Annotated in this window: 21 protein-coding genes; 11 read left to right on the top strand and 10 right to left on the bottom strand. The window is 37.8% G+C overall.

Annotated elements, in window-relative coordinates:
• Positions 1-43 precede the first annotated feature (43 nt).
• The 3 genes from pruA to EZ456_RS24145 all read left to right on the top strand — a co-directional run bounded on the left by pruA (position 44) and on the right by EZ456_RS24145 (position 3,624).
• Positions 44-1,678 carry an L-glutamate gamma-semialdehyde dehydrogenase gene (gene pruA, locus EZ456_RS24155; protein WP_131534664.1) on the top strand — a complete coding sequence of 545 codons (1,635 nt, stop codon included), beginning with the start codon at positions 44-46 and terminating at the stop codon, positions 1,676-1,678.
• Between the two features lie 67 nt (positions 1,679-1,745).
• Positions 1,746-3,254 carry a sulfatase family protein gene (locus tag EZ456_RS24150; RefSeq protein ID WP_131534662.1) on the top strand — a complete coding sequence of 503 codons (1,509 nt, stop codon included), beginning with the start codon at positions 1,746-1,748 and terminating at the stop codon, positions 3,252-3,254.
• 109 nt (positions 3,255-3,363) lie between these two features.
• Positions 3,364-3,624 carry a hypothetical protein gene (locus EZ456_RS24145; protein ID WP_131534660.1) on the top strand — a complete coding sequence of 87 codons (261 nt, stop codon included), beginning with the start codon at positions 3,364-3,366 and terminating at the stop codon, positions 3,622-3,624.
• Positions 3,625-3,688: 64 nt separating this feature from the next.
• Here EZ456_RS24145 and can read toward each other — a convergent pair whose 3' ends face one another.
• From can to EZ456_RS24130, 3 genes are all read right to left on the bottom strand, one after another.
• The gene (gene can, locus EZ456_RS24140) at positions 3,689-4,345 is read right to left on the bottom strand and encodes a carbonate dehydratase (protein WP_131534658.1); all 657 of its coding nucleotides are present in this window, start codon (positions 4,343-4,345) and stop codon (positions 3,689-3,691) included.
• A gap of 2 nt (positions 4,346-4,347) precedes the next feature.
• On the bottom strand, positions 4,348-5,955 hold the full coding sequence (locus tag EZ456_RS24135; protein ID WP_131534656.1) for a SulP family inorganic anion transporter: 1,608 nt from the start codon (positions 5,953-5,955) through the stop codon (positions 4,348-4,350).
• Positions 5,956-6,111: 156 nt separating this feature from the next.
• Positions 6,112-6,456, bottom strand: a complete 345-nt coding sequence (locus tag EZ456_RS24130) for a hypothetical protein (RefSeq protein ID WP_131534654.1) — start codon at positions 6,454-6,456, stop codon at positions 6,112-6,114.
• Positions 6,457-7,315: 859 nt separating this feature from the next.
• Here EZ456_RS24130 and EZ456_RS24125 point away from each other — a divergent pair.
• From EZ456_RS24125 to EZ456_RS24095, 7 genes are all read left to right on the top strand, one after another.
• Positions 7,316-8,857, top strand: a complete 1,542-nt coding sequence (locus EZ456_RS24125) for an acyl-CoA carboxylase subunit beta (RefSeq protein WP_131534652.1) — start codon at positions 7,316-7,318, stop codon at positions 8,855-8,857.
• 134 nt (positions 8,858-8,991) lie between these two features.
• The gene (locus EZ456_RS24120) at positions 8,992-10,122 is read left to right on the top strand and encodes an MFS transporter (protein WP_131534650.1); all 1,131 of its coding nucleotides are present in this window, start codon (positions 8,992-8,994) and stop codon (positions 10,120-10,122) included.
• Between the two features lie 18 nt (positions 10,123-10,140).
• On the top strand, positions 10,141-10,725 hold the full coding sequence (locus EZ456_RS24115) for a hypothetical protein (protein ID WP_131534648.1): 585 nt from the start codon (positions 10,141-10,143) through the stop codon (positions 10,723-10,725).
• A gap of 2 nt (positions 10,726-10,727) precedes the next feature.
• Positions 10,728-11,177 (top strand): GNAT family N-acetyltransferase, encoded by a 450-nt coding sequence (locus EZ456_RS24110; protein WP_225876613.1) that lies wholly within the window; start codon positions 10,728-10,730, stop codon positions 11,175-11,177.
• A gap of 41 nt (positions 11,178-11,218) precedes the next feature.
• Positions 11,219-12,334 (top strand): M42 family metallopeptidase, encoded by a 1,116-nt coding sequence (locus EZ456_RS24105; protein WP_131534644.1) that lies wholly within the window; start codon positions 11,219-11,221, stop codon positions 12,332-12,334.
• Positions 12,334-12,600: a hypothetical protein gene (locus tag EZ456_RS24100; RefSeq protein ID WP_131534642.1), complete on the top strand. Its 267-nt coding sequence runs from the start codon at positions 12,334-12,336 to the stop codon at positions 12,598-12,600. Before EZ456_RS24105 ends, EZ456_RS24100 begins: the two co-directional genes overlap by 1 nt.
• A gap of 196 nt (positions 12,601-12,796) precedes the next feature.
• Complete coding sequence (locus EZ456_RS24095; RefSeq protein WP_165501405.1) at positions 12,797-13,198, top strand: PAS domain-containing protein; 402 nt, start codon at positions 12,797-12,799, stop codon at positions 13,196-13,198.
• Between the two features lie 9 nt (positions 13,199-13,207).
• On the opposite strand, the gene xth is transcribed toward EZ456_RS24095, so the two are convergent.
• From xth to EZ456_RS24065, 6 genes are all read right to left on the bottom strand, one after another.
• On the bottom strand, positions 13,208-13,984 hold the full coding sequence (gene xth, locus EZ456_RS24090) for an exodeoxyribonuclease III (RefSeq protein WP_131534638.1): 777 nt from the start codon (positions 13,982-13,984) through the stop codon (positions 13,208-13,210).
• A gap of 554 nt (positions 13,985-14,538) precedes the next feature.
• Positions 14,539-15,057 carry an RNA polymerase sigma factor gene (locus tag EZ456_RS24085; protein ID WP_131534636.1) on the bottom strand — a complete coding sequence of 173 codons (519 nt, stop codon included), beginning with the start codon at positions 15,055-15,057 and terminating at the stop codon, positions 14,539-14,541.
• Between the two features lie 125 nt (positions 15,058-15,182).
• On the bottom strand, positions 15,183-15,833 hold the full coding sequence (locus EZ456_RS24080; protein ID WP_131534634.1) for a response regulator: 651 nt from the start codon (positions 15,831-15,833) through the stop codon (positions 15,183-15,185).
• Between the two features lie 40 nt (positions 15,834-15,873).
• Positions 15,874-16,950 carry a PAS domain-containing sensor histidine kinase gene (locus EZ456_RS24075; RefSeq protein WP_131534632.1) on the bottom strand — a complete coding sequence of 359 codons (1,077 nt, stop codon included), beginning with the start codon at positions 16,948-16,950 and terminating at the stop codon, positions 15,874-15,876.
• Between the two features lie 362 nt (positions 16,951-17,312).
• Positions 17,313-18,428, bottom strand: a complete 1,116-nt coding sequence (locus tag EZ456_RS24070; protein ID WP_131534630.1) for a Gfo/Idh/MocA family protein — start codon at positions 18,426-18,428, stop codon at positions 17,313-17,315.
• Between the two features lie 210 nt (positions 18,429-18,638).
• Positions 18,639-19,064 carry a helix-turn-helix domain-containing protein gene (locus EZ456_RS24065; RefSeq protein WP_131534628.1) on the bottom strand — a complete coding sequence of 142 codons (426 nt, stop codon included), beginning with the start codon at positions 19,062-19,064 and terminating at the stop codon, positions 18,639-18,641.
• Between the two features lie 275 nt (positions 19,065-19,339).
• On the opposite strand from EZ456_RS24065, the gene EZ456_RS24060 reads away from it, so the two are divergent.
• The gene (locus EZ456_RS24060) at positions 19,340-19,756 is read left to right on the top strand and encodes a DUF1801 domain-containing protein (RefSeq protein WP_131534626.1); all 417 of its coding nucleotides are present in this window, start codon (positions 19,340-19,342) and stop codon (positions 19,754-19,756) included.
• A 205-nt stretch (positions 19,757-19,961) separates the two neighbouring features.
• Here EZ456_RS24060 and EZ456_RS24055 read toward each other — a convergent pair.
• Positions 19,962-20,176 (bottom strand): IS3 family transposase (locus EZ456_RS24055; RefSeq protein WP_165501389.1); only part of this gene is annotated, 215 nt, incomplete at its 5' end.

Below are 20,176 nucleotides of genomic sequence, written 5' to 3'. Positions count from 1 at the left end.
CCCCAAAAAGCATTATCTTTGTCGAAATCATAAAAAATAAAATATGCTTAAAGGATTTTTTAACGTACCTACCCCGGTTAACGAGCCTATTAATAGCTATGCGCCAGGCACAAAAGAACGTTTGCTTTTAAAAGAGGCTATTGCAGAGGCACGTGCTAAACAATTGGATATTCCGATGTTTATTGGCGGACAAGAAATACATACAAAAAACAAAAAGAAAGTAGTAGTTCCACACGATCATCAACATGTACTGGCAACATTTAGTTATGGCGATAAAAGCCATGTAAAACAGGCTATAGATGCTGCTTTAGCTGCCAAGGCTGATTGGGAAGCTTTAGCTTGGGAACATAGAGCAGCCATTTTTATGAAAGCTGCTGATTTGTTTGCTACAAAATACCGTTATCAAATTAATGCTGCAACCATGCTTGGGCAGAGTAAAAATGCCTACCAGGCAGAAATAGATGCCGCTTGCGAATTGGTTGATTTCTTACGCTTTAACGTAAGTTATATGCAGGATATTTATGGCCAACAACCGCCAGTATCGCCAAATGGCATGTGGAACAGGACCGAACAACGTCCCTTAGAAGGTTTTATATTTGCTTTAACACCTTTCAATTTTACAGCAATTGCGGGTAATCTACCTGCTTGTGTAGCCATGATGGGTAATGTGGTGGTTTGGAAACCTGCGGATACCCAAGTTTATGCTGCTAATGTAATTATGCAAGTTTTTCGTGAAGCTGGCTTACCTGACGGCGTAATTAACCTTGTTTTTGCCGATGGCCCTGAAGTAGGTGATGTAGTTTTTAATCACGCTGATTTTGCAGGTATTCACTTTACCGGTTCTACCAAAGTATTTCAGGAAATATGGAAAACAATTGGAACAAATATCCATAAGTACAAATCATACCCGCGCATAGTTGGCGAAACTGGAGGTAAAGACTTTATTTTGGTTCACCCAAGTGCAGATGTTGCAGCTTCAGCTACCGCAATTGTACGTGGTGCTTTCGAATACCAAGGACAAAAATGTTCTGCTGCCAGCCGTACTTATATTCCACAAAGCCTTTGGCCAGAAATTAAAAATTTAATAACCAGAGATTTAGCTTCATTTAAAATGGGTGGAACTGAAGATTTCAGCAATTTCATTAATGCTGTTATTGATGAACGTTCTTTCGATAAACTGGCTAAATATATCGATCAGGCTAAAAAAGATGAAGGCGTTGAAGTTATTGCCGGTGGTAATTATGATAAGAGCAAAGGTTATTTCATCGAACCAACTGTTTTAGTGGTTGATGATCCGAAATATACTACCATGTGTGAAGAACTTTTTGGTCCGGTGTTATCTGTATATGTATACCAAGATGAAGAATTCGATCAGGTTTTAGAAATAATTGATACCACTTCACCTTATGCTTTAACAGGTGCTATTTTATCGCAGGATAGATATGCTATAGAAAAAGCTAGTTACGCATTACGCAATTCAGCCGGTAATTTTTACATTAACGATAAGTGTACAGGTGCAGTTGTTGGGCAACAGCCATTTGGCGGCGCAAGAGGTTCAGGTACAAATGATAAAGCTGGTGCAATGGTTAATTTGTTGCGCTGGGTTTCTCCACGCACCATTAAGGAAACTTTTAATCCTCCAACTGATTACCGTTATCCGTTTTTAGCAGAAGATTAATATCATAATATAAGGCCAAGCATGTTGTTTGGCCTTTTTTATGCTTAACCGAATACCATTTCTAACCATGAACCACAAATTCCTACTATCCTTTATTCTCTGTGTTGCATACTTTAACTTTTATGCTTCCGCACAAAAGAAACCCAATGTAATCATCATCTATGCCGACGATTTGGGTTATGGCGACCTCAGTTGTTATGGTGCAACAAAAATCAAAACGCCAAATATTGATGCCCTTGCAAAGCAAGGATTGCGGTTTACCAACGGTCACGCTACCGCATCTACCTGTACACCTTCGCGCTATTCCTTAATGACGGGAAGATATGCATGGCGTAAAAAAGGAACAGGCGTTTTGCCAGGCGATGCCGCATTGATTATCCCAACAGACAATACCGCACTTCCATCAATCTTTCAGCAAGCAGGTTATAAAACAGGGCTTATTGGTAAATGGCATTTAGGTTTGGGCAACGCAGTAGAAAAAGATTGGAACAAAGAAGTAAAGCCCGGGCCAAAAGAAGTTGGCTTTGATTATTCATTTATTTTCCCGGCTACTGCCGATAGGGTACCAACCGTTTTTATGGAAAATCAACTGGTGGTAGGTTTAGATCCTAATGATCCGATTACGGTTGATTATAAAAACCCAATTGGCACAGATCCAACAGGAAAAGACCACCCAGATTTGTTAAAAATGCCTGCTGAAGTTAATCATGGGCACAACCAGACCATTGTAAACGGCGTTGGCCGCATTGGTTATATGCAGGGAGGCAAACTTGCCCGCTGGACGGATGAGGAACTGCCATTTACCTTTTTAACCAAAGCGAAAAATTTTATCGAAGATCATAAAGAAGAGCCTTTTTTCCTATACTATGCCTTAACCGAACCGCATGTACCACGCTTAGCTGGCACCATGTTTAAAGGCAAAAGTGAATTGGGCAATCGTGGCGATGTAATTTTACAACTCGATTGGGCAGTTGGCGAAATAACAAAACAACTAAAATACCTTGGCCTTGCTAAAAATACCATGATTATTTTTAGCAGCGATAACGGCCCTGTAATTATGGATGGCTACGAAGACCAGGGTTTCGAAAAATTAAACGGCCATACACCTGCAGGCAGCTTACGCGGAGGGAAATACAGCATTTTAGAAGGTGGTACACGCGAACCTTTTATTATTTCGTGGCCAGCAAAAATTAAACCTGGTGTTTCTGGAGCCTTAGTTTCACAAATTGATTTCTTAGCTTCATTTGCTGGTTTTTTCAACTTAGAAAGTAAAAACGCAATTGATAGTAAAAATGTATGGGATGCCTTTATAGGAAAAGATCAAAAAGGTCGTGACTTCTTTATCGAACAGAGTAACCAATTGGCAATTGTTAAGGATAACTGGAAATATATCAGGCCATCAAAAGGGGAAGTTTTTTATAAACTTACCCATACCGATAGCGGAAACCTGCCTACAGCACAACTGTACAACCTAACAGATGATTTGAGCGAAAAAAACAACCTTGCATTAAAATATCCTGAAAAGGTAAAAGAATTGGAAGCTTTATTAAGTACAGAAGAGGCTAAAACAAAGTAAAACAGATTGGTTGGCTGGGTTGCTTGACCAACTCTATCTAACATCAGTTTAAAGATGTAAAACCAATCTTCTTTTATGCTGTTTTATGTAAGTAGCTTATAATAAGACCATGAAAAACACAAAAGATAACAACGAAAACTTAGGCAATAAAAATGCAGATAACACTGCTGATAAAAGCAATATGCCCGATCAATTGGTGCCCCGCCACCGAAGTAACGATAAAGAAAAGAAAAATACGGTAGAAACCGATGCTGGTAACCTTGGCCGAGATTTTGGAGGAGGCGATTTTGGATCGGAAGAAGCTAGAACAGATGCCGAAAAAGGCAATAAAGGTGAAGCGGGAAACATGCCCAATACCACAAAAGAATAAAAGCCCCCGATGTAAAATCGGGAGCTTTCCCTAATAACTAAAAATAGCACCTATTGTGATGCTTTTATCCTACTTTAAACGCAGGGGCAACACCATCAATACCAGTACAAGTTACTTCCAGGTCTTTGATGATTCCTGTTTTTAAGCTATAAACCCAAGCATGTACGGCTAGTTCCTGGCCATTGGCCCAAGCGCTTTGTACAATCGATGTATTGGTTACATTTGCAGCGCCCTCAATGGCATTTAATTCAACTAAACGGTCAAAACGCTGATCGGGATCTTCGATTGTAGCCATTTCACTTTCGTGAGTACGGTATACATCGCGGATGTTTCTCAACCAGTTATCAATAATTCCAACCTGTTTATTACCTAATGCAGCTTTCACACCTCCGCAGCCATAATGGCCACAAACAATAACGTGTTTAACTTTTAATACATTAATAGAATAATCCAGTACTGAAAGTAAATTCATATCTGTATGCACTACCACATTGGCAATATTTCTATGAACAAAAATATCGCCTGGTTTAGTGTTTGTTATCTGGTTTGCAGGCACGCGGCTATCTGAACAACCAATCCACAATACTGGCGGACTTTGACCTGCAGAAAGTTTATCAAAAAAGGCAGGATCACTGTCAATCGTATCTTTAACCCAGTCTTTATTACCTTGTAACAGGCTATCGTATGTAATATCTTTTGTATCTATTGTTTTTGCGCACATAACTATGAATTATTTATATCTTCTTCTACTTTTATATTTAATTTTGGCACCGTATAATGTTTTTGGATGTTCTCCAAGATTACAATAATACCTTTGGTATAGGCATTATGTTTGTAATTATAAATGGTTTCTAATACATCAGGATCTATATACCTCGCATTTGATCCATCAATAATTACGGTTGTTTCTTTAGGTATATTCGTAAAAACTACTTGTATCGCTGCTTTATTTAAGAAAGAAACTTCCTCTGCCAATTTAATTCTGATGTGCTTTTTGTCGCCTTCGTTCGTAATTCTGTAAAAGAATGGGTTACGCATATTGGTACGTAATAAATAGAAAATCGAAACCAACATACCAACGGCTACACCTTTTAACAGATCGGTAAATAATACCGCTAATACCGTAACCACAAATGGAATAAACTGATCCCAACCTTTGTGATACATGTGTTTGAACAAACTGATCCGTGTTAATTTATAACCCGTTACCAAAAGGATTGCAGCTAAACACGATAATGGAATCATGTTAATTAATCCAGGGATAAATAACAACGATAACAGTAACCAGGTTCCATGGAAAATGGCCGACATTTTGGTCCTGCCACCGGCATTTACGTTCGCCGAGCTTCGCACAATTACAGATGTCATAGGTAAACCGCCAACCATACCGCTGGTAATATTCCCTATACCCTGTGCAATCAGCTCCCTGTTTGTTGGCGTTACACGTTTAATCGGGTCAATTTTATCTACCGCCTCTATACTTAGCAACGTTTCCAAACTTGCCACAACAGCAATGGTTAAAGCCACTATATACACGTTTTTATTGGCCAACTGAGAGAAATCGGGCATCGTAAACAGGCCTAAAAATTCACCAAAACCACTTACCACCGGAATTTTCACCATCTGATCGGCACGTAACGGGTGATCTGTACCAGCAAAAAGGATAGTTCCAAGAACCCCAAGCGTTACCACCAATAATGGTGCAGGTACAACCGCTAATTTTGGAAACTTAGGCCACACAATCAATATAGCTATCGATAATAAACTGATAACCACCGCAGCCAAGCTAAAATGACTTACTGCTGCAGTAATCGCAGAAAAAGTATTTTCGTGATCTTGCTGAAAGAATCCTTCGTCGCCACTAAAATCGGTATCAACACCTAAAGCATGTGGCAACTGTTTTAAAATCAAAATCAGTCCGATTGCTGCAAGCATCCCCTCAATTACACTTGATGGGAAGTAATTACCAATAGTTCCGGCTTTAATCAGGCCTAAAATCAATTGGAAAACACCCGCCAATACAACGGCAAGTAAAAAGGTTGGATAACTACCTAAAGATGTGATGGCACCTAATACAATAACGGTTAAACCAGCTGCGGGACCACTCACACTTAACTGCGAGCCGCTAAAAGAAGCAACTACTATCCCTCCAATAATACCTGTAATTAAACCAGCAAATAATGGTGCACCTGAGGCTAGTGCAATACCTAAACATAGTGGCAATGCCACTAAAAACACTACAATACTTGCAGGTAAATCTTTCTTTAAATTCTTTTTAAGAATATATTTCTTCACGTCCGAACTTGAAAAGGCCGGGTTAAACTTTTGCATAACGATATAATTATCTAGTAAATTTTAACGAATAAATCGCGGGGCGACTATAAAGGCATACTCAGAATAGCATAACAGTACGGTGTAAAAACTTTAAACACAGTATTTATGCTCAATTCATTGAGTAGGCACAATAATTACCCTAAATAATAAAAACTAGATAAAGTTAGGCGGAGGTGTTGGAACAGTAGGATGATATGGATCTACATATCTTTTAAAATGTTCTATAAAACTGCTCTTCAGAAAGAAATGGCTTGAAGAGAACTCGTAAGAAAAAATAGGATGATTGAGTTCGATGAGTTTGAAATCGGTAAACTTTGCAATGTCTTTGGCGGTATCTTTTCCGCCTTCATGCTCTAACTCGATTTGCATGATTACAGCGTTCATGATTTCCTTGTCGATACTCGTACAAAATACCGGCGCACCAGATATACCCATCTTCGCCATGAAGATGAACATGAATGAGGCAACGATTAAATACTTGTATTTACTTAAAAACATCTAAAATCCTAATGTTGTTTTAATACTATGTCTACAAAAATAAACGGATTATTGGTTTTTCAATGCATTAAGCTGTAAAAAAAATGTAATATAACAGATAGGCGATTGCATTAGATATAAAAAGCTCACCGTTTAAAGATTTGGGAACACTCAGTTCCGGCTATTATCGGTGAGTTCATTCCTGCCTTCCGCTAAATCTTTTTGGCAACATCTATTATAAAATTAACCGAAGCCAAAAAGGATATCGCTCCTGCCGGGTTTAGTTAACAAAAGCCTGTTCCAAACCGCACAATTTTACCTATAGGCGGATGAAAGATTTGGGTTTCGTGTACCAACCTAGATTAATAAACCCGATTGTCGGGAAGAGCTTCCGATCCTTCATCGGGACTCGTACCAAAAGCGGGACTGAAATGGCCAAAAGCTCAGAACCCACCGTTTCCTGTTAATATAATTATTCTACTTGGAAATGAGAGGTCAGTATTTCATAGGTGCTGTCGCCCCGCCATTCGCTTTACTTCGTTGCACTATGTGTCCGCTACTGTCAGGTTTATTTAACAGCGGTTTGTTTTCAAAGCACCGATCTCAGTTAATAAACCAGATTGTCGGGAAGAGCTTCCGATCCTTCATCGGAACTCATACCAAAAAGCGGGACTGAAATGGCCAAAAGCTCAGAACCAACCGTTTCCTAATGTTTATAAAATGCTTTTATCTTTGGGAAATTACCTTCAGTATTTCATTGCTGCTATGTTCCCGCCATCTGCTTTACTCATCATCGCGTGTAGGGCTTGGATAAAATAATACCTCGCTTACCTTGCATTACCACTAGTAATTTTTAATTTTAAAATCTCATCGCATTGCAATGGATAAAAAAATAGCATTACTTAAAGATAAAATAAACCAGGCCAACCTTGGTGGCGGACAGGCTCGAATAGACAGTCAGCATAAAAAAGGTAAACTTACTGCCCGCGAACGAATTCATTTTTTAATGGATGAAGGGAGTTTTGAAGAAATTGGCATGATGGTTACGCACCGCAGTACCGATTTTGGCATGGAACGCGAAAAATATCTGGGCGATGGTGTAGTAACGGGCTATGGAACAATTAATGGCCGGTTAACTTATGTGTTCTCTCAGGATTTCACCGTGTTTGGCGGATCACTCTCTGAAACCCATGCAGAGAAAATTTGCAAGCTCATGGATATGGCCATGAAAAACGGTGCTCCGTTAATCGGTTTAAACGATAGTGGTGGTGCCCGCATACAAGAAGGTGTTGTTTCTTTGGGCGGTTATGCCGATATCTTTTACAAAAATGTACAGGCTTCAGGCGTAATTCCACAGCTATCGGCCATAATGGGTCCTTGTGCCGGTGGTGCTGTTTATTCGCCAGCCATTACCGATTTTATTTTAATGGTAGAAAATACGTCTTATATGTTTGTTACTGGCCCAAATGTGGTTAAAACGGTAACACACGAAGAAGTAACTTCAGAAGAATTAGGTGGTGCCAGTACGCATGCTACAAAGTCGGGCGTTACCCACTTTGCTTGTGCCAATGAAATCGAGGCTATTAACCACGTAAAAAAGCTACTGAGCTATATGCCGCAAAATTGTGAGGAAATGGCCGATCATTTACCTTACGAAACAGCTGATGAAAGCCGGCCAGAACTAAACACTTTTATGCCCGAAAATGCTTCACAACCTTATGATATCCGTGAAGTGATTTCTGTTGTGGCCGATACGGATAGCTTTTTAGAAGTACATGCCGCTTATGCTGAAAATATCGTGGTAGGCTTTGCCCGCCTTGAAGGGAGAAGCATAGGCATTGTGGCCAATCAACCCGCCTATCTAGCAGGCGTTTTAGATAGTAATTCTTCAACCAAAGCAGCCCGTTTTGTTCGTTTTTGCGATTGCTTTAATATTCCATTATTGGTATTTGAAGATGTTCCAGGTTTTTTACCCGGTACAGATCAAGAGTGGAATGGTATTATCACCAATGGGGCAAAATTATTGTACGCTTTTAGTGAAGCCACGGTACCACGCATTACAGTAATTACCAGAAAAGCTTATGGTGGAGCTTATGATGTGATGAATAGCAAACATATTGGCGCAGATATGAACTACGCCTGGCCAAGTGCAGAAATTGCCGTAATGGGTGCTAAAGGTGCCGCAGAAATTATTTTTAAAAGAGAAATAACCTCAGCAGAAAATCCTGAAGAAAAATGGATGGAGAAAGAAAAACTGTATTCAGATATCTTTGCTAACCCTTATCGCGCTGCCGAACGCGGCTTTGTTGATGAAGTGATTGAACCAGCTCAAACCCGTGTAAAGTTGATAAAAGCCTTTAAGATGTTGGAAAATAAGGTGGTGAATAACCCGAGAAAGAAACATGGAAATATACCTTTGTAGAAAATAGTCCATAGTCATAAGTCCATAGTCTGGGAGTATATCAATCTCGGCCTCCAAGACTCATGACAGAGGATTTCCGACTTAAGACTAACATGCAGATTACTCCCAAATTATCCCGAACAGACATCCTCCTCATGGCTTTTTGCACAGGCCTAATTGTTGCAAATATTTACTACTGCCAGCCTTTGGTGATCTTAATTGCAAAAGATTTTAACCTCACCGAAACTGATGCCGGGAGGATTACCTACCTCACGCAGATCGGCTACGCTTTAGGTCTTTTCCTTTTAGTTCCACTAGGTGATATGTTTGAGCGTAAAAAACAGATCCTAGTAATTACCGGTCTCGCTATTCTGGCGCTATTAGTTGCTGCTGTTTCGCATACTTTTTTTGTATTAGAAATTGCCTCTGTTTTAATAGGGGGCTGTTCTATTGTACCCCAACTCATTTTGCCCTTAGCAGCTAATTTAAGTACTGATGAAAACCGCGGGGCCAATATTGGCATGATTATGAGTGGTTTGCTGGTAGGAATTTTAGCCTCGCGCGCCGTAAGTGGAAGCATTGGCTTTTGGTTAGGCTGGAGAGCCGTTTATTATATGGCCGCTGGAATTTGTGGCTTGCTTATTCTTTTAATGGCTAAACGTTTCCCTCAAAGTTACCCTGCTTTTAAGGGAACCTATAAAGAACTGATGCGCTCGATGTTTAGTTACATTAAAACCCAGCCTGCTTTAAGGGAGACTTCAATTATTAACTTTCTAGCTTTCGCCATTATTAGCGCATTCTGGACCACAATGGTATTGTTTTTGGCTAACCCACCCTTTAATTTCCAAACCTTACAGATTGGGTTATTTGGAATTGCCGGGGCTGCGGGTGCATTGGCAGCTCCATTGGTTGGGAAATTAAGCGATGGTAATAATCCACGCAAAAACTTGATGATCGGTTTTATATTACAAATCATTAGTATCGCCTTGTTTTATTTTACTGGCAGCCATTTATACCTGTTTGTAATCGGCATTGTGCTCATCGATATTGGTCAGCAAGCTATCCATGTAACCAACCAAACCCGAATTTACACCTTAATACCAGAGGCCAGAAACAGACTGAACACCATTTTTATGTCGGTTAGTTTTATAGGCGCCAGCTGCGGCTCTGCTTTGGGCTTATGGTTGTGGGACCAAGGCGGATGGGCTTTGTTCTGTTATGGAATGACGGGCATAATCGTCTTGAATATTTTAATTTATCAGTTTTACGGAAGAAAAAACAAATAACCAATCAATAAAAACTTTATGAAATCTAAAAACGCAATCAAAACATTTTCAATTCTATTTATTTGCCTTGCCACTTTTGGTAAAGCAAAATCGCAAGACAGTACACAAGTAAACCAACAAACAGAAGTTAAATCGCTAAATAAAATCAGATTAACATTATTGGGCGTGACTTATGAGCGAGAACAAAAAATAGATAAACTGGCAACATTATATTTTGCTGGCGGTATTGCAGCTTCCTTTTCCATTCAGACAGAAAACTATGGTATCATTGCAAATACAAATACCTATTTTAATATTTTTCCAACAGTGAATGCAGGATTCAGGCGTTACTACAATTTCGAAAAGCGAAACAAAAAAGGAAAGAAAACGGCAAACAATGCTGCCAACTACTACGGTTTGGACATTTCAGCATATTTCGAACCACTTTTAGATAACGACTACTTTGGAAATGGTGAAATCGGCATTACGCCTCAATGGGGGTACCAGCGGAATATTGGCAATAGAATAAATTTTGAATTGATGCTAGGTCCAACCGTCCGCTTAAGTTCTTTTGATCCCTACTTTGGTGTTGATGGCAGAATCGGTTTTAGCTTTTTATTATAATTATGGTTCAAATTGAGCAAATATTCCCTTCTCTAACCTGGCGGATCAGGCACGAGGCCATGTATCCAGAATTACCCTTTGATACGGTTAAACTTCCTGATGATTTTGATGGCATCCATTTTGGATTATACCTTGATCATAAATTAACGGGAGTAGTTTCTCTATTTCATGATGGGGATGTTTATCAATTCCGTAAACTTGCCATTCTGCCCGATACTCAAAAAGAAGGTTATGGCTCACAACTAATGGCATATATACTCGACTTTTGTAAAATTCAAAAAGCGACAAAATTATGGTGCAACGCACGTGTAAATGCTAAAGAATTTTATTTTAAATTTGGCTTCCATGAAACAGATAAAACCTTTTTTAAAGATGGTTACGATTTTGTGGTAATGGAATTAATATTAAATAACGAAGAACCACAAAGACACGAAGAACACAAAGAAATATAAGTTTTGTGCCCTTTGTGCCTTGGTGGTAAAACAAATATCATATGGCTAAGAAAAAAGACGACGAAAAGAAAAAACATGTTGCTGTAGTTACTAAAAAATCGCTACAGTTTCTTGAAGAATACATCAATAATCCTGCACCTACGGGTTACGAATGGGAAGGACAAAAACTTTGGTTAAACTATTTAAAACCATATATCGACGAACATTTTATCGATAATTACGGCACTGCTGTTGGTGTTATTAACCCCAAAGCTGCTTTTAAAGTGGTTATTGAAGCGCATGCCGATGAAATTTCGTGGTATGTAAATTACATCACCGCAGATGGTTTAATATATGTAATCCGCAATGGTGGTTCCGATCATCAGATTGCGCCTTCAAAACGCGTTAATATTCATACTGAAAAAGGCTTGGTTAAAGCCGTATTCGGTTGGCCAGCAATCCACACCCGCCATGGCGAAAAAGAACAGGCACCAGAATTAAAAAATATCTTTTTAGACTGTGGCTGCACTTCAAAAGAAGAAGTAGAAAAATTAGGCATCCACGTAGGCTGTGTAATTACCTACGAAGATGAATTTATGGTTTTGAACGACCGTTACTATGTTGGCCGTGCCCTAGATAATCGTGTTGGTGGCTTTATGATTGCCGAAGTAGCACGTTTATTAAAAGAGAACAAGAAAAAACTTCCTTTCGGCTTATACATTGTAAACTCTGTACAAGAAGAAATCGGTTTACGCGGTGCGGAAATGATTGCCCAACGTATTAAACCAAATGTGGCCATTATTACCGATGTAACACACGATACGACTACGCCAATGATTAACAAAAATATTCAAGGCGATTTATCAGCAGGTAAAGGTCCTGTAGTTTCGTATGCGCCGGCTGTTCAAACCAATTTAAATAAATTATTAATTAAAACCGCTGAGAAAAACAATATTCCATTCCAACGTCAGGCATCTTCGCGTTCTACTGGAACCGACACCGATGCATTTGCTTATTCAAATGGTGGCGTACCATCAGCATTAATTTCGCTGCCGTTACGTTACATGCATACTACAGTAGAAATGGTACACAAAGAAGATGTTGATAATGTAATCAGCCTGATTTATGAAAGTTTGCTAAACATTACCGACGGTCAGGATTTCAGAGAATTTAAATAATGGAAAAAGTAAACCACCAAAAAATCATTATCAGTACCTTGTTAAAGGTTTTATTGATGATCGTTATTATTTTCATTCTTAACTCCTGGCCAAACATTAAACAAAGCTTCAGTGGTAATGCACCACCATTTAATTATTGGCTTGATCATAGTTTTAAAATAAGTAATCTCATCCTCATCTTAGGATTTGGTGGTTATTTCTATTATAAAGATTTAACCGATCAAAAAGAACTGATCGAAAAGGCAAAAAACACCAACCAGCAGTAAGTTTAGCGTTAAAAAAGAAGTCAAGTTTTTAAAAAACTTGACTTCTTTTTTGCCCATGCAGGGTAATTATCTCCGAACATTCTACTTCTCGCTCAACATTTGGTTTAAACCCTTTAGCACTACATTTATTTTTATTAATACTCAAAATATCTTTAACATTGTTTGTGTAATTTACCCAAATAGTTTATCCTTATTTATGAGCACTAATAAAAAAAATATTGATCTATCCATTATCTGCGATGATCATTGGGATGTGATATTCGATCACGTTGGTCTTGGTTTTTGGGAGTTGAGTATCGCAACAGGTATACTCCGTTCAACCCGGTCATTTAAGAAAAAATTAGGTTGCCCAACAGATGAGGTTTTAAGTTATGAAACCGTTTTAGGCTTAATCTTACCAGAAGATCTTGACCACGTTCAGGATGAGATTCACCTTACGGTTTCGAGAGAAAAAAATAGTTATCACTCGATACATAGAATTTGCCGGCCTGATGGAGAAATTAGATGGATTAAAGCCGACGGAATACTATCCCAGCAGGACGGTGAATGCTTAAAATTAATAGGAACGATTTTAGACGTTACCGATTTAAAGACATAAGCCGCAATGTTACACCTCGCTTAGTTCAATCCATACCGGACCGTGATCGCTTGTTTTTTCCCAGCCCCTTACTTGTTTATCTACTCCCGCAGACTTTAAACGATCACTAACCTGAGGGCTTAGTAAAAAATGATCAATTCTTAATCCTGCATCTCTACCATATGCATTCCTAAAATAATCCCAAAAGGTGTATATCGTTTCAGTAGGGTATAATTTTCTGATCGCATCTGTCCAACCTTGTGCCATTAAGTTTTGAAATGCCAAGCGGGTTTCAGGACGAAATAAAGCATCTTCAACCCAACGTTCTGGTTTATATGCATCAAGCTCAGTAGGTATTACATTATAATCGCCGCATAAAACTACTGGTAAATTATATTCCAATAGTTTTGCTGCATGGGCTGTAAAACGCTCGAACCATCGTAACTTATATTCAAATTTAGGTCCTGGCGCTGGATTTCCGTTTGGAAGATAAAGACAACCAATTATAACATTATTAACCATTGCTTCGATATATCGGCTATGCAAATCCTCAGGATCACCATCCAAATTTCGTTTTAGCTCTTTTATTTCCAGATTTCGAGCCAGTATAGCAACACCATTCCAACTTTTTTGACCATGCCAAATGGCATTATAACCCGCATCTTTAATGGCTTGTTCTGGAAATTTTTCTTGCGGTGCTTTTAATTCTTGTAAACACGCTACATCAGGTTGGGTTTGTTCCAGCCAACGTAACAGAACAGGTAAGCGCCCATTTATTCCATTTACATTATATGTTGCTATTTTCATCTGTATAAATATGCCTTATGGTGATGAAGCTATCATGATTAATCTGCAATACGATTTTTGAAAATTATGATGGTTTCGTTTTATAAATCTCAGCAATAAAACTTAAAAAATGAAGATATGAGCTCCACATTTAAAATTAATAAAAGCATTGCAAAATACTTACAGAGTATAATCCAGAACTATTTACAGTTAATTTCAAAACTAATACTAAATTAAAATGTTTAATTTTGAAGATTCATTCATGTTTGAGCGCATGTTTGAGTTTAGATATAGGGATGGGCTATTTAGCTTATCCCTTTTTTATCTCTAAACATTACCAGTTTCTATTTTAGCAATTGGGTCAACATATATAAGCTTTCAATGCCTTATACGGTTAAAAGAAGGATTTGGAAATTAACGTTCAGTACTTTTCCGTCGGTGCAGTCCCGCCATTCGCTTTAGCCCTCATAAAAAATTCGGGGCTGTCGCTGCTGTCGGGTTTAATAAGGAGGTCTTGGTGCTTTCTGTATAGGTTTTTAATAGCAATTGGATTTATGCTCAAATCTAAAATAACATTATACAGCCAAACCAGATTTATAATTTTTAAGCATCTTTTTTAAAAGACCTCTTGCTACGTGTATTTTGGTTTTTACCGTGCCCAGTGGAATATCAAGCTCGGCAGCAATTTCATGATATTTGTAACCTTCAAAGTAACGGCAAAAACAGAAGCGACAATCCTCTGGTAATGCATTTAATGATCTTTGTATATCTTCCATCATAAACTTTGCTGTACCATCATTTGCAGAAGCGCTTGGCGCCAATTGCACAGAAGTTAAATCTTCCTCCTGCTGGATCATTTCATTTTTACGTTTTACCTTATAATAATGATTAAGAAAGGTATTTTTTAGTATGGTAAAAAGCCAGGCCCGCACATTACTCCCCATTTCAAACTTAGCCGAAAACCTAAACGCCTTCATAAAGGTGTCCTGAACTAAATCGGCAGCATCGTCTTCATCACGCGTATACGCTAATGCACGCTCGAAAAGTGGTTGTCTGTACTGGTATATGTCACAATTGAAATTTAATGTATCCATGATTCGTTTTAGGGCTGATTGTAGCTATTCAACAAACAGCACCATCCAATGTTATTTGTAGAAATACGCGATTTTTTACGGTTTATTAAAAACATCAAAAAATTGCCCCAAAACGATCAAAAATACTAGGCTACATAACCATTTCGCATGGCAAAACCAACTAAAGATGCAGAGTTTTTTGTGCCGGTCTTACTAATTAAAGCTTCTCTTTGACTCTCTACCGTACGTCTGCTCAAATACAATTTGTCTGCTATTTCCTGATTGGTCAACCCATCAGCAATGAGTTTTAATACGTTAATTTCACGCTCAGAAAAGTTGATTTCAGTATTAATTTTTTGCGAAAGCATATTTAACTGGGTATTAAAACGCTCTAAAATGGAGATGCATAAATTAGAAGAAAGGTACCGTTTCCCCTTCATTACATGCTGTAAGCAAAATAGCAATTCATCTTCTTCAATATCCTTTGATAAGTAAGCAAAAGCTCCTGAAGTAAAGGCATTTGACGCATACTTCTCATCATCTAAAATAGACAAAACAACTACTTTTGCGACGTATCCTCGGTCCTTAATGGTATTAGCCAAGGCTATCCCGTCGAGCCTTGGCATTACAATATCTGATAAAATGATATCAGCTTTTATTCCTTTTTCCAGGAGTTCTAAAACCGCTAAACCGTCTGATACTTCTGCAACAACCTTGATGCCTTCGTGTTTTTCTATAAGTGCTTTAAGTGAGGTCCGGATAATATGGTGATCATCCGCAAGAATAATGTTAATCATAACTCAAATATAACTTACACTGCTTTAAATTTAAAAAAGGCTACTTAGGCAGCTCAATATAGAAGGTGGTTCCGGTACCAATTTTGCTCTTAAACCAAATTTTTCCCTGATGTAACTCAACAATTGCTTTGATTATGCCCATACCAAATCCTCCCGACTCTTCACCCTTCAAACCTGGCCTTAAGGTTTCAGGTAAGCGGTCAAAAAGCCCGGCCTGCAGCTCTTCTGGAATTCCGATCCCGTTATCAGTTACCGTAATTAAAACAGTGCTATCACAATCTTCGGCATGTAAAGTAATATTTCCATGATCGGCAGTAAATTTTAATGAATTTGAGATTAGGTTATTTATTACCTGCAAAAACTTCATGCTATCGAGACGCAGATAAATCTGTTCAGCAGAACTGGTGAACTTAATGTTCTTCATTTTGCCTAATTTCGACCGTTTGTAAAAGCGAACCACATCTCTAAGTTCCCAAACCAAATCTGCCCGCTCCTTGCCGATTTCTACTATAGATGATTTTAAAAACTCCCGGTTAATCATACTCCGTACCAAAAGCAGGTTACGCTCGCACATATCCTGAATAAAAGCTAGCGAATTTATCATCTGCTGATCACCTGTTTGTGCAATACCATCTTTCATAGATGAGGCAGTTAATTTCATCATGCCTAATGGTTCTTTTAAATCGTGTGCCAGTACTTCTAAGGTTATATTTTTTCGGGCGTTTATTTGTTCGATGTGAATTTTATTGTGGCGCATTACCGTGGTATCTTCTACTGTACCTACTAAATGCTCTACTTCTCCGTCAGTAACGGCAAACACAATTACTCGCAAATATTTCTCTATATCGGCGAACTGCAAACGGAATTCATATTTTTTCTCCGTACCATCTTCAAGGCATTCATTGTAACAGGATATTACATGTATCAAATCTTCAGCGTGTACCCGCTTTGTTAGTAGCTGTGGATTAGCCATAATTTCATCAAGACCGAGTTCCCAAATCTTACTTATCGGTTTATTGAGGTATGAAAAATTTTGTGCTGTATAGTCGAAAATAAAATATCCATCAACAGAACGGTCGCCTAGTCTACAAAAAAGCTCTTTATTTAATTCAACCATGATTTAGTGTTTGATAGTTTGCCAATAAATGAAGTAATTATCTCATCGGCAGCAGCCACATCACAAACACCATAGGGCGAAAAATGTTTGATATCAAAAAAATGCGTTTATCACTTCACCTATCACCATTTAATATTGATTGGATAATTGTTAGGTTTTTTAGAGATATTAACATTTTCCACACGATGTGCAAAATTATTTTGCAAATCAAAACCAACTATTGCCTAAATTGTTAAGCATAATAGAAAGATAAAAAAGTCCTGTGAGCGGGAGATCCGCGGAGGGCAGGCACACCATAGAGAAGATAAAATTCTTCTCACCAATAGCCACCCTACAGGTGGCTATTTTTTTTATGTATTGGGTTATTTTAAAATTACCTTTTTACCTGTTTTAGCTGATTTTTTCGCTGCCGCCAAAATTTTCACCACAATTAAATTATTCGATAGTGATGATAAATCATTTGCTGGATTAATTTCTCCTTTTAAAACGGCAGACAGATAACTTAAATGGTTTGAATAAATTGGTTTTAATGTCTTAGCCTGATAAATTTTATAATCACTTTTCCCATTATTCTTTAGCCTTAATGTTTTATCATTAACAGCCTGTATGTATCCATTTGTCCCAAATACTTCCATATCTTTAATGCTAAAGGGCCAGTTCCACGAGGCTTCGATAATCCCTGTAGCCGACGGGTACTCCAATAAAATTGTTGCATCGTCATCAACATTTGGATAAACATCCTTTTTAATCTGATGGGTAATTGCGGTAACCGAAATTGGAGCTTTTCCATCCATTAACCAAGTCATTAAATTAGCACCGTAACAGCCAAAATCTACCAATGCTCCTCCACCGTTCTGATTGGGATCGGTTAACCAGCTTAAAAATGCTGCACTCACTCCAATTTCTTTTGGCCCTTGATGCCCATCGTGCACAATTATTTTGCTTATGGCGCCTATGGTATTTGCTTCCTTTATGTCCTTAAAAAGTTCCTGATTACTCGGATACCAGGTAGTTTCGTAATTAGTAAGTACATGCACTTTATATGCTGTAGCCAATGCAGCCATTCTTTCTGCTTGCTTAACCGTTATAGCCAAAGGCTTTTCTACCATTACCGATATACCAAGGGGAGCAGCTACTTCTACTACAGCCAAATGCTCGCTTATAGCATTGTAAGCTAAAACAACATCAGGTTTCTTTTTTTTTAGCAAATCAGTAAGGTTATTATAAAATATGCTATCAGGAATTTTATAGCGGTTTTTAAACCTGTTAACCAGCTCAGGATTACTTTCTGCAATACCAATAATGTTAACTTCAGCCTTTTGGTAGCTGTTCATGATGAGATAAACGTGATCGTGAGTTAGCCCTGCTATTGCCACGTTTAATTTTTGCTGTGCTTTAACCGAAAGGCAAGAAAGTAAAAAGCAAATAATAAGGCCAGTGGCACTTAAAAAATATTTAATATGGCTGTTAATGATCATAATCTTATTCTTCTAAATTAATGGTGACCAAATTAGAAATTTAGAAAAATATAAACGCCAACACCCAAAAACATTACAAAGTTTAGGATAGGGAGATGAGAAACAATTGTTAACTTAATTTATGAGAGATAAATGAAAAAAATCGAACGGGATGATTTAATAACTCATATTAAGTTGTGCAATTGTACTGTATTTGGTTAGTATTGTGTATTATTGATATAAAAATGTTTCAGATCTTTTATTTCTAAGTGGAAATTCCTTATTAACTGGATCAAGCTCTTGTGGCTCTTCTGTAATTAATAGGTCGTTATATTTTTCTAGCAGATGAATGTATTTATTCATCCAGAAATATACAGAATTATTATCCGAACCTATTTGTTTACCAGGATCTGCAGTTTGATTGATAGATTCGGGCTTGTACTTGGGGAAAGCTTCTGGAAATGCCGAAGAAAGATCCTGACCTAATAACTTGCCTACCTGCCAAATTACTTCATGCCCAATTCTGTCTTGACCAAACCAGTTGTAAATTGTTCTGCGGCTCACATTCAGCTTCCTAGAAAGCTCGCTGATGCCCATGCGATCTCTGCGCACTAAGCGCTCAAGAATTTCTCCTTGTTTTAAATTTTGTGTTGTCATTGAGATAATTAATTTTAAAAAAAAATGAAAAAAATAATTAAATCAGCTATCGGGACGATTGACAATTCAAATGTAAGAATAAGTGTAAAAGGTTGTATAAAAGGTGTTGATTTTTTGACATATATCAAACTACATTAGCAAAATACTGTGAAATACCTCAAAAATGGATCTTTTTTAACCATACTTTTTTCAAGAAATGGCGTATTACTTTAAATACAATCATCGCAAAAATTGAAATTATTTGGTTAAACACTTATATTCATAACAAAAAAAGTATGGCACAGAATAAAACCACAGAAAATGATTTAAGCGTTCCAGATTTTTTAAATACTGTTCCTGACGAAAATAAAAGAGCCGATTGTTTTAACCTATCGGATATTATAAGTCAAGTAACTGGTTTTAAAGCTAAAATGTGGGGCAATGCCATTGTTGGTTTTGGAAGTTACCACTACAAATATGAAAGCGGCCGTGAAGGTGATGCACCATTAGCTGGCTTTTCGCCAAGAAAAGATGCCATAGTTTTATATCTATCTGCTCGATTTAAAGATCGGGAAGAATTGCTTTCCAAATTCGGTAAACATAAAACATCCAAAGCTTGTATATACATAAAAAAAATGAGCGATATCCATATCGAAGTTTTAAAAGAAATGATTATCAATTCTGTAGCCAGTACAAGGAGCTTGTGTCCTTAGTCTCAATTTATTTCGCCACGGGAACACAGAAGGCACCGAATTAATTGACTCAACTGTCATCCTGAGAGGTCAGTTTTTAAACTGAAAAACATTGGAGTTGCAATGACAGGTTTTAGCGGTTTGGAATTGCAATAGTCTACTAGAGATTTTTTGTTGTCATATTATTATTTTTATTGAGAAGCATTACTTTAGATTTTTTTCTTTTTTAAGCTGCGATTTTAGGGTTTATTGAGCTGTTTGCAAACTCTAATGGCGATAAGTACCCCAAAAAAGAGTGTCTTCTTTTTCTATTATACCATACCTCTATATATTCAAAAATGGCTAAACTGGCCTTCGATCTTGTTTTATATATCTGCTGGTATATCATTTCTGTTTTTATAGTTTTAAAGAAACTCTCTGCAACTGCGTTATCCCAACAGT

The organism is Pedobacter psychrodurus, from assembly GCF_004331735.1.
Classification (GTDB): domain Bacteria; phylum Bacteroidota; class Bacteroidia; order Sphingobacteriales; family Sphingobacteriaceae; genus Pedobacter; species Pedobacter psychrodurus.
Note: the sequence above shows the minus strand (reverse complement) of the source record. Positions and strands in the feature narration are given on the sequence as shown.

What these genes read in the sequence shown, in the direction of transcription:
- pruA (WP_131534664.1), top strand. Translation starts at nt 44, where the DNA reads ATGCTTAAAGGATTTTTTAACGTACCTACCCCGGTTAACGAGCCTATT.
- EZ456_RS24150 (WP_131534662.1), top strand. Translation starts at nt 1,746, where the DNA reads ATGAACCACAAATTCCTACTATCCTTTATTCTCTGTGTTGCATACTTT.
- EZ456_RS24145 (WP_131534660.1), top strand. Translation starts at nt 3,364, where the DNA reads ATGAAAAACACAAAAGATAACAACGAAAACTTAGGCAATAAAAATGCA.
- can (WP_131534658.1), bottom strand. Translation starts at nt 4,345, where the DNA reads ATGTGCGCAAAAACAATAGATACAAAAGATATTACATACGATAGCCTG.
- EZ456_RS24135 (WP_131534656.1), bottom strand. Translation starts at nt 5,955, where the DNA reads ATGCAAAAGTTTAACCCGGCCTTTTCAAGTTCGGACGTGAAGAAATAT.
- EZ456_RS24130 (WP_131534654.1), bottom strand. Translation starts at nt 6,456, where the DNA reads ATGTTTTTAAGTAAATACAAGTATTTAATCGTTGCCTCATTCATGTTC.
- EZ456_RS24125 (WP_131534652.1), top strand. Translation starts at nt 7,316, where the DNA reads ATGGATAAAAAAATAGCATTACTTAAAGATAAAATAAACCAGGCCAAC.
- EZ456_RS24120 (WP_131534650.1), top strand. Translation starts at nt 8,992, where the DNA reads ATGGCTTTTTGCACAGGCCTAATTGTTGCAAATATTTACTACTGCCAG.
- EZ456_RS24115 (WP_131534648.1), top strand. Translation starts at nt 10,141, where the DNA reads ATGAAATCTAAAAACGCAATCAAAACATTTTCAATTCTATTTATTTGC.
- EZ456_RS24110 (WP_225876613.1), top strand. Translation starts at nt 10,728, where the DNA reads ATGGTTCAAATTGAGCAAATATTCCCTTCTCTAACCTGGCGGATCAGG.
- EZ456_RS24105 (WP_131534644.1), top strand. Translation starts at nt 11,219, where the DNA reads ATGGCTAAGAAAAAAGACGACGAAAAGAAAAAACATGTTGCTGTAGTT.
- EZ456_RS24100 (WP_131534642.1), top strand. Translation starts at nt 12,334, where the DNA reads ATGGAAAAAGTAAACCACCAAAAAATCATTATCAGTACCTTGTTAAAG.
- EZ456_RS24095 (WP_165501405.1), top strand. Translation starts at nt 12,797, where the DNA reads ATGAGCACTAATAAAAAAAATATTGATCTATCCATTATCTGCGATGAT.
- xth (WP_131534638.1), bottom strand. Translation starts at nt 13,984, where the DNA reads ATGAAAATAGCAACATATAATGTAAATGGAATAAATGGGCGCTTACCT.
- EZ456_RS24085 (WP_131534636.1), bottom strand. Translation starts at nt 15,057, where the DNA reads ATGGATACATTAAATTTCAATTGTGACATATACCAGTACAGACAACCA.
- EZ456_RS24080 (WP_131534634.1), bottom strand. Translation starts at nt 15,833, where the DNA reads ATGATTAACATTATTCTTGCGGATGATCACCATATTATCCGGACCTCA.
- EZ456_RS24075 (WP_131534632.1), bottom strand. Translation starts at nt 16,950, where the DNA reads ATGGTTGAATTAAATAAAGAGCTTTTTTGTAGACTAGGCGACCGTTCT.
- EZ456_RS24070 (WP_131534630.1), bottom strand. Translation starts at nt 18,428, where the DNA reads ATGATCATTAACAGCCATATTAAATATTTTTTAAGTGCCACTGGCCTT.
- EZ456_RS24065 (WP_131534628.1), bottom strand. Translation starts at nt 19,064, where the DNA reads ATGACAACACAAAATTTAAAACAAGGAGAAATTCTTGAGCGCTTAGTG.
- EZ456_RS24060 (WP_131534626.1), top strand. Translation starts at nt 19,340, where the DNA reads ATGGCACAGAATAAAACCACAGAAAATGATTTAAGCGTTCCAGATTTT.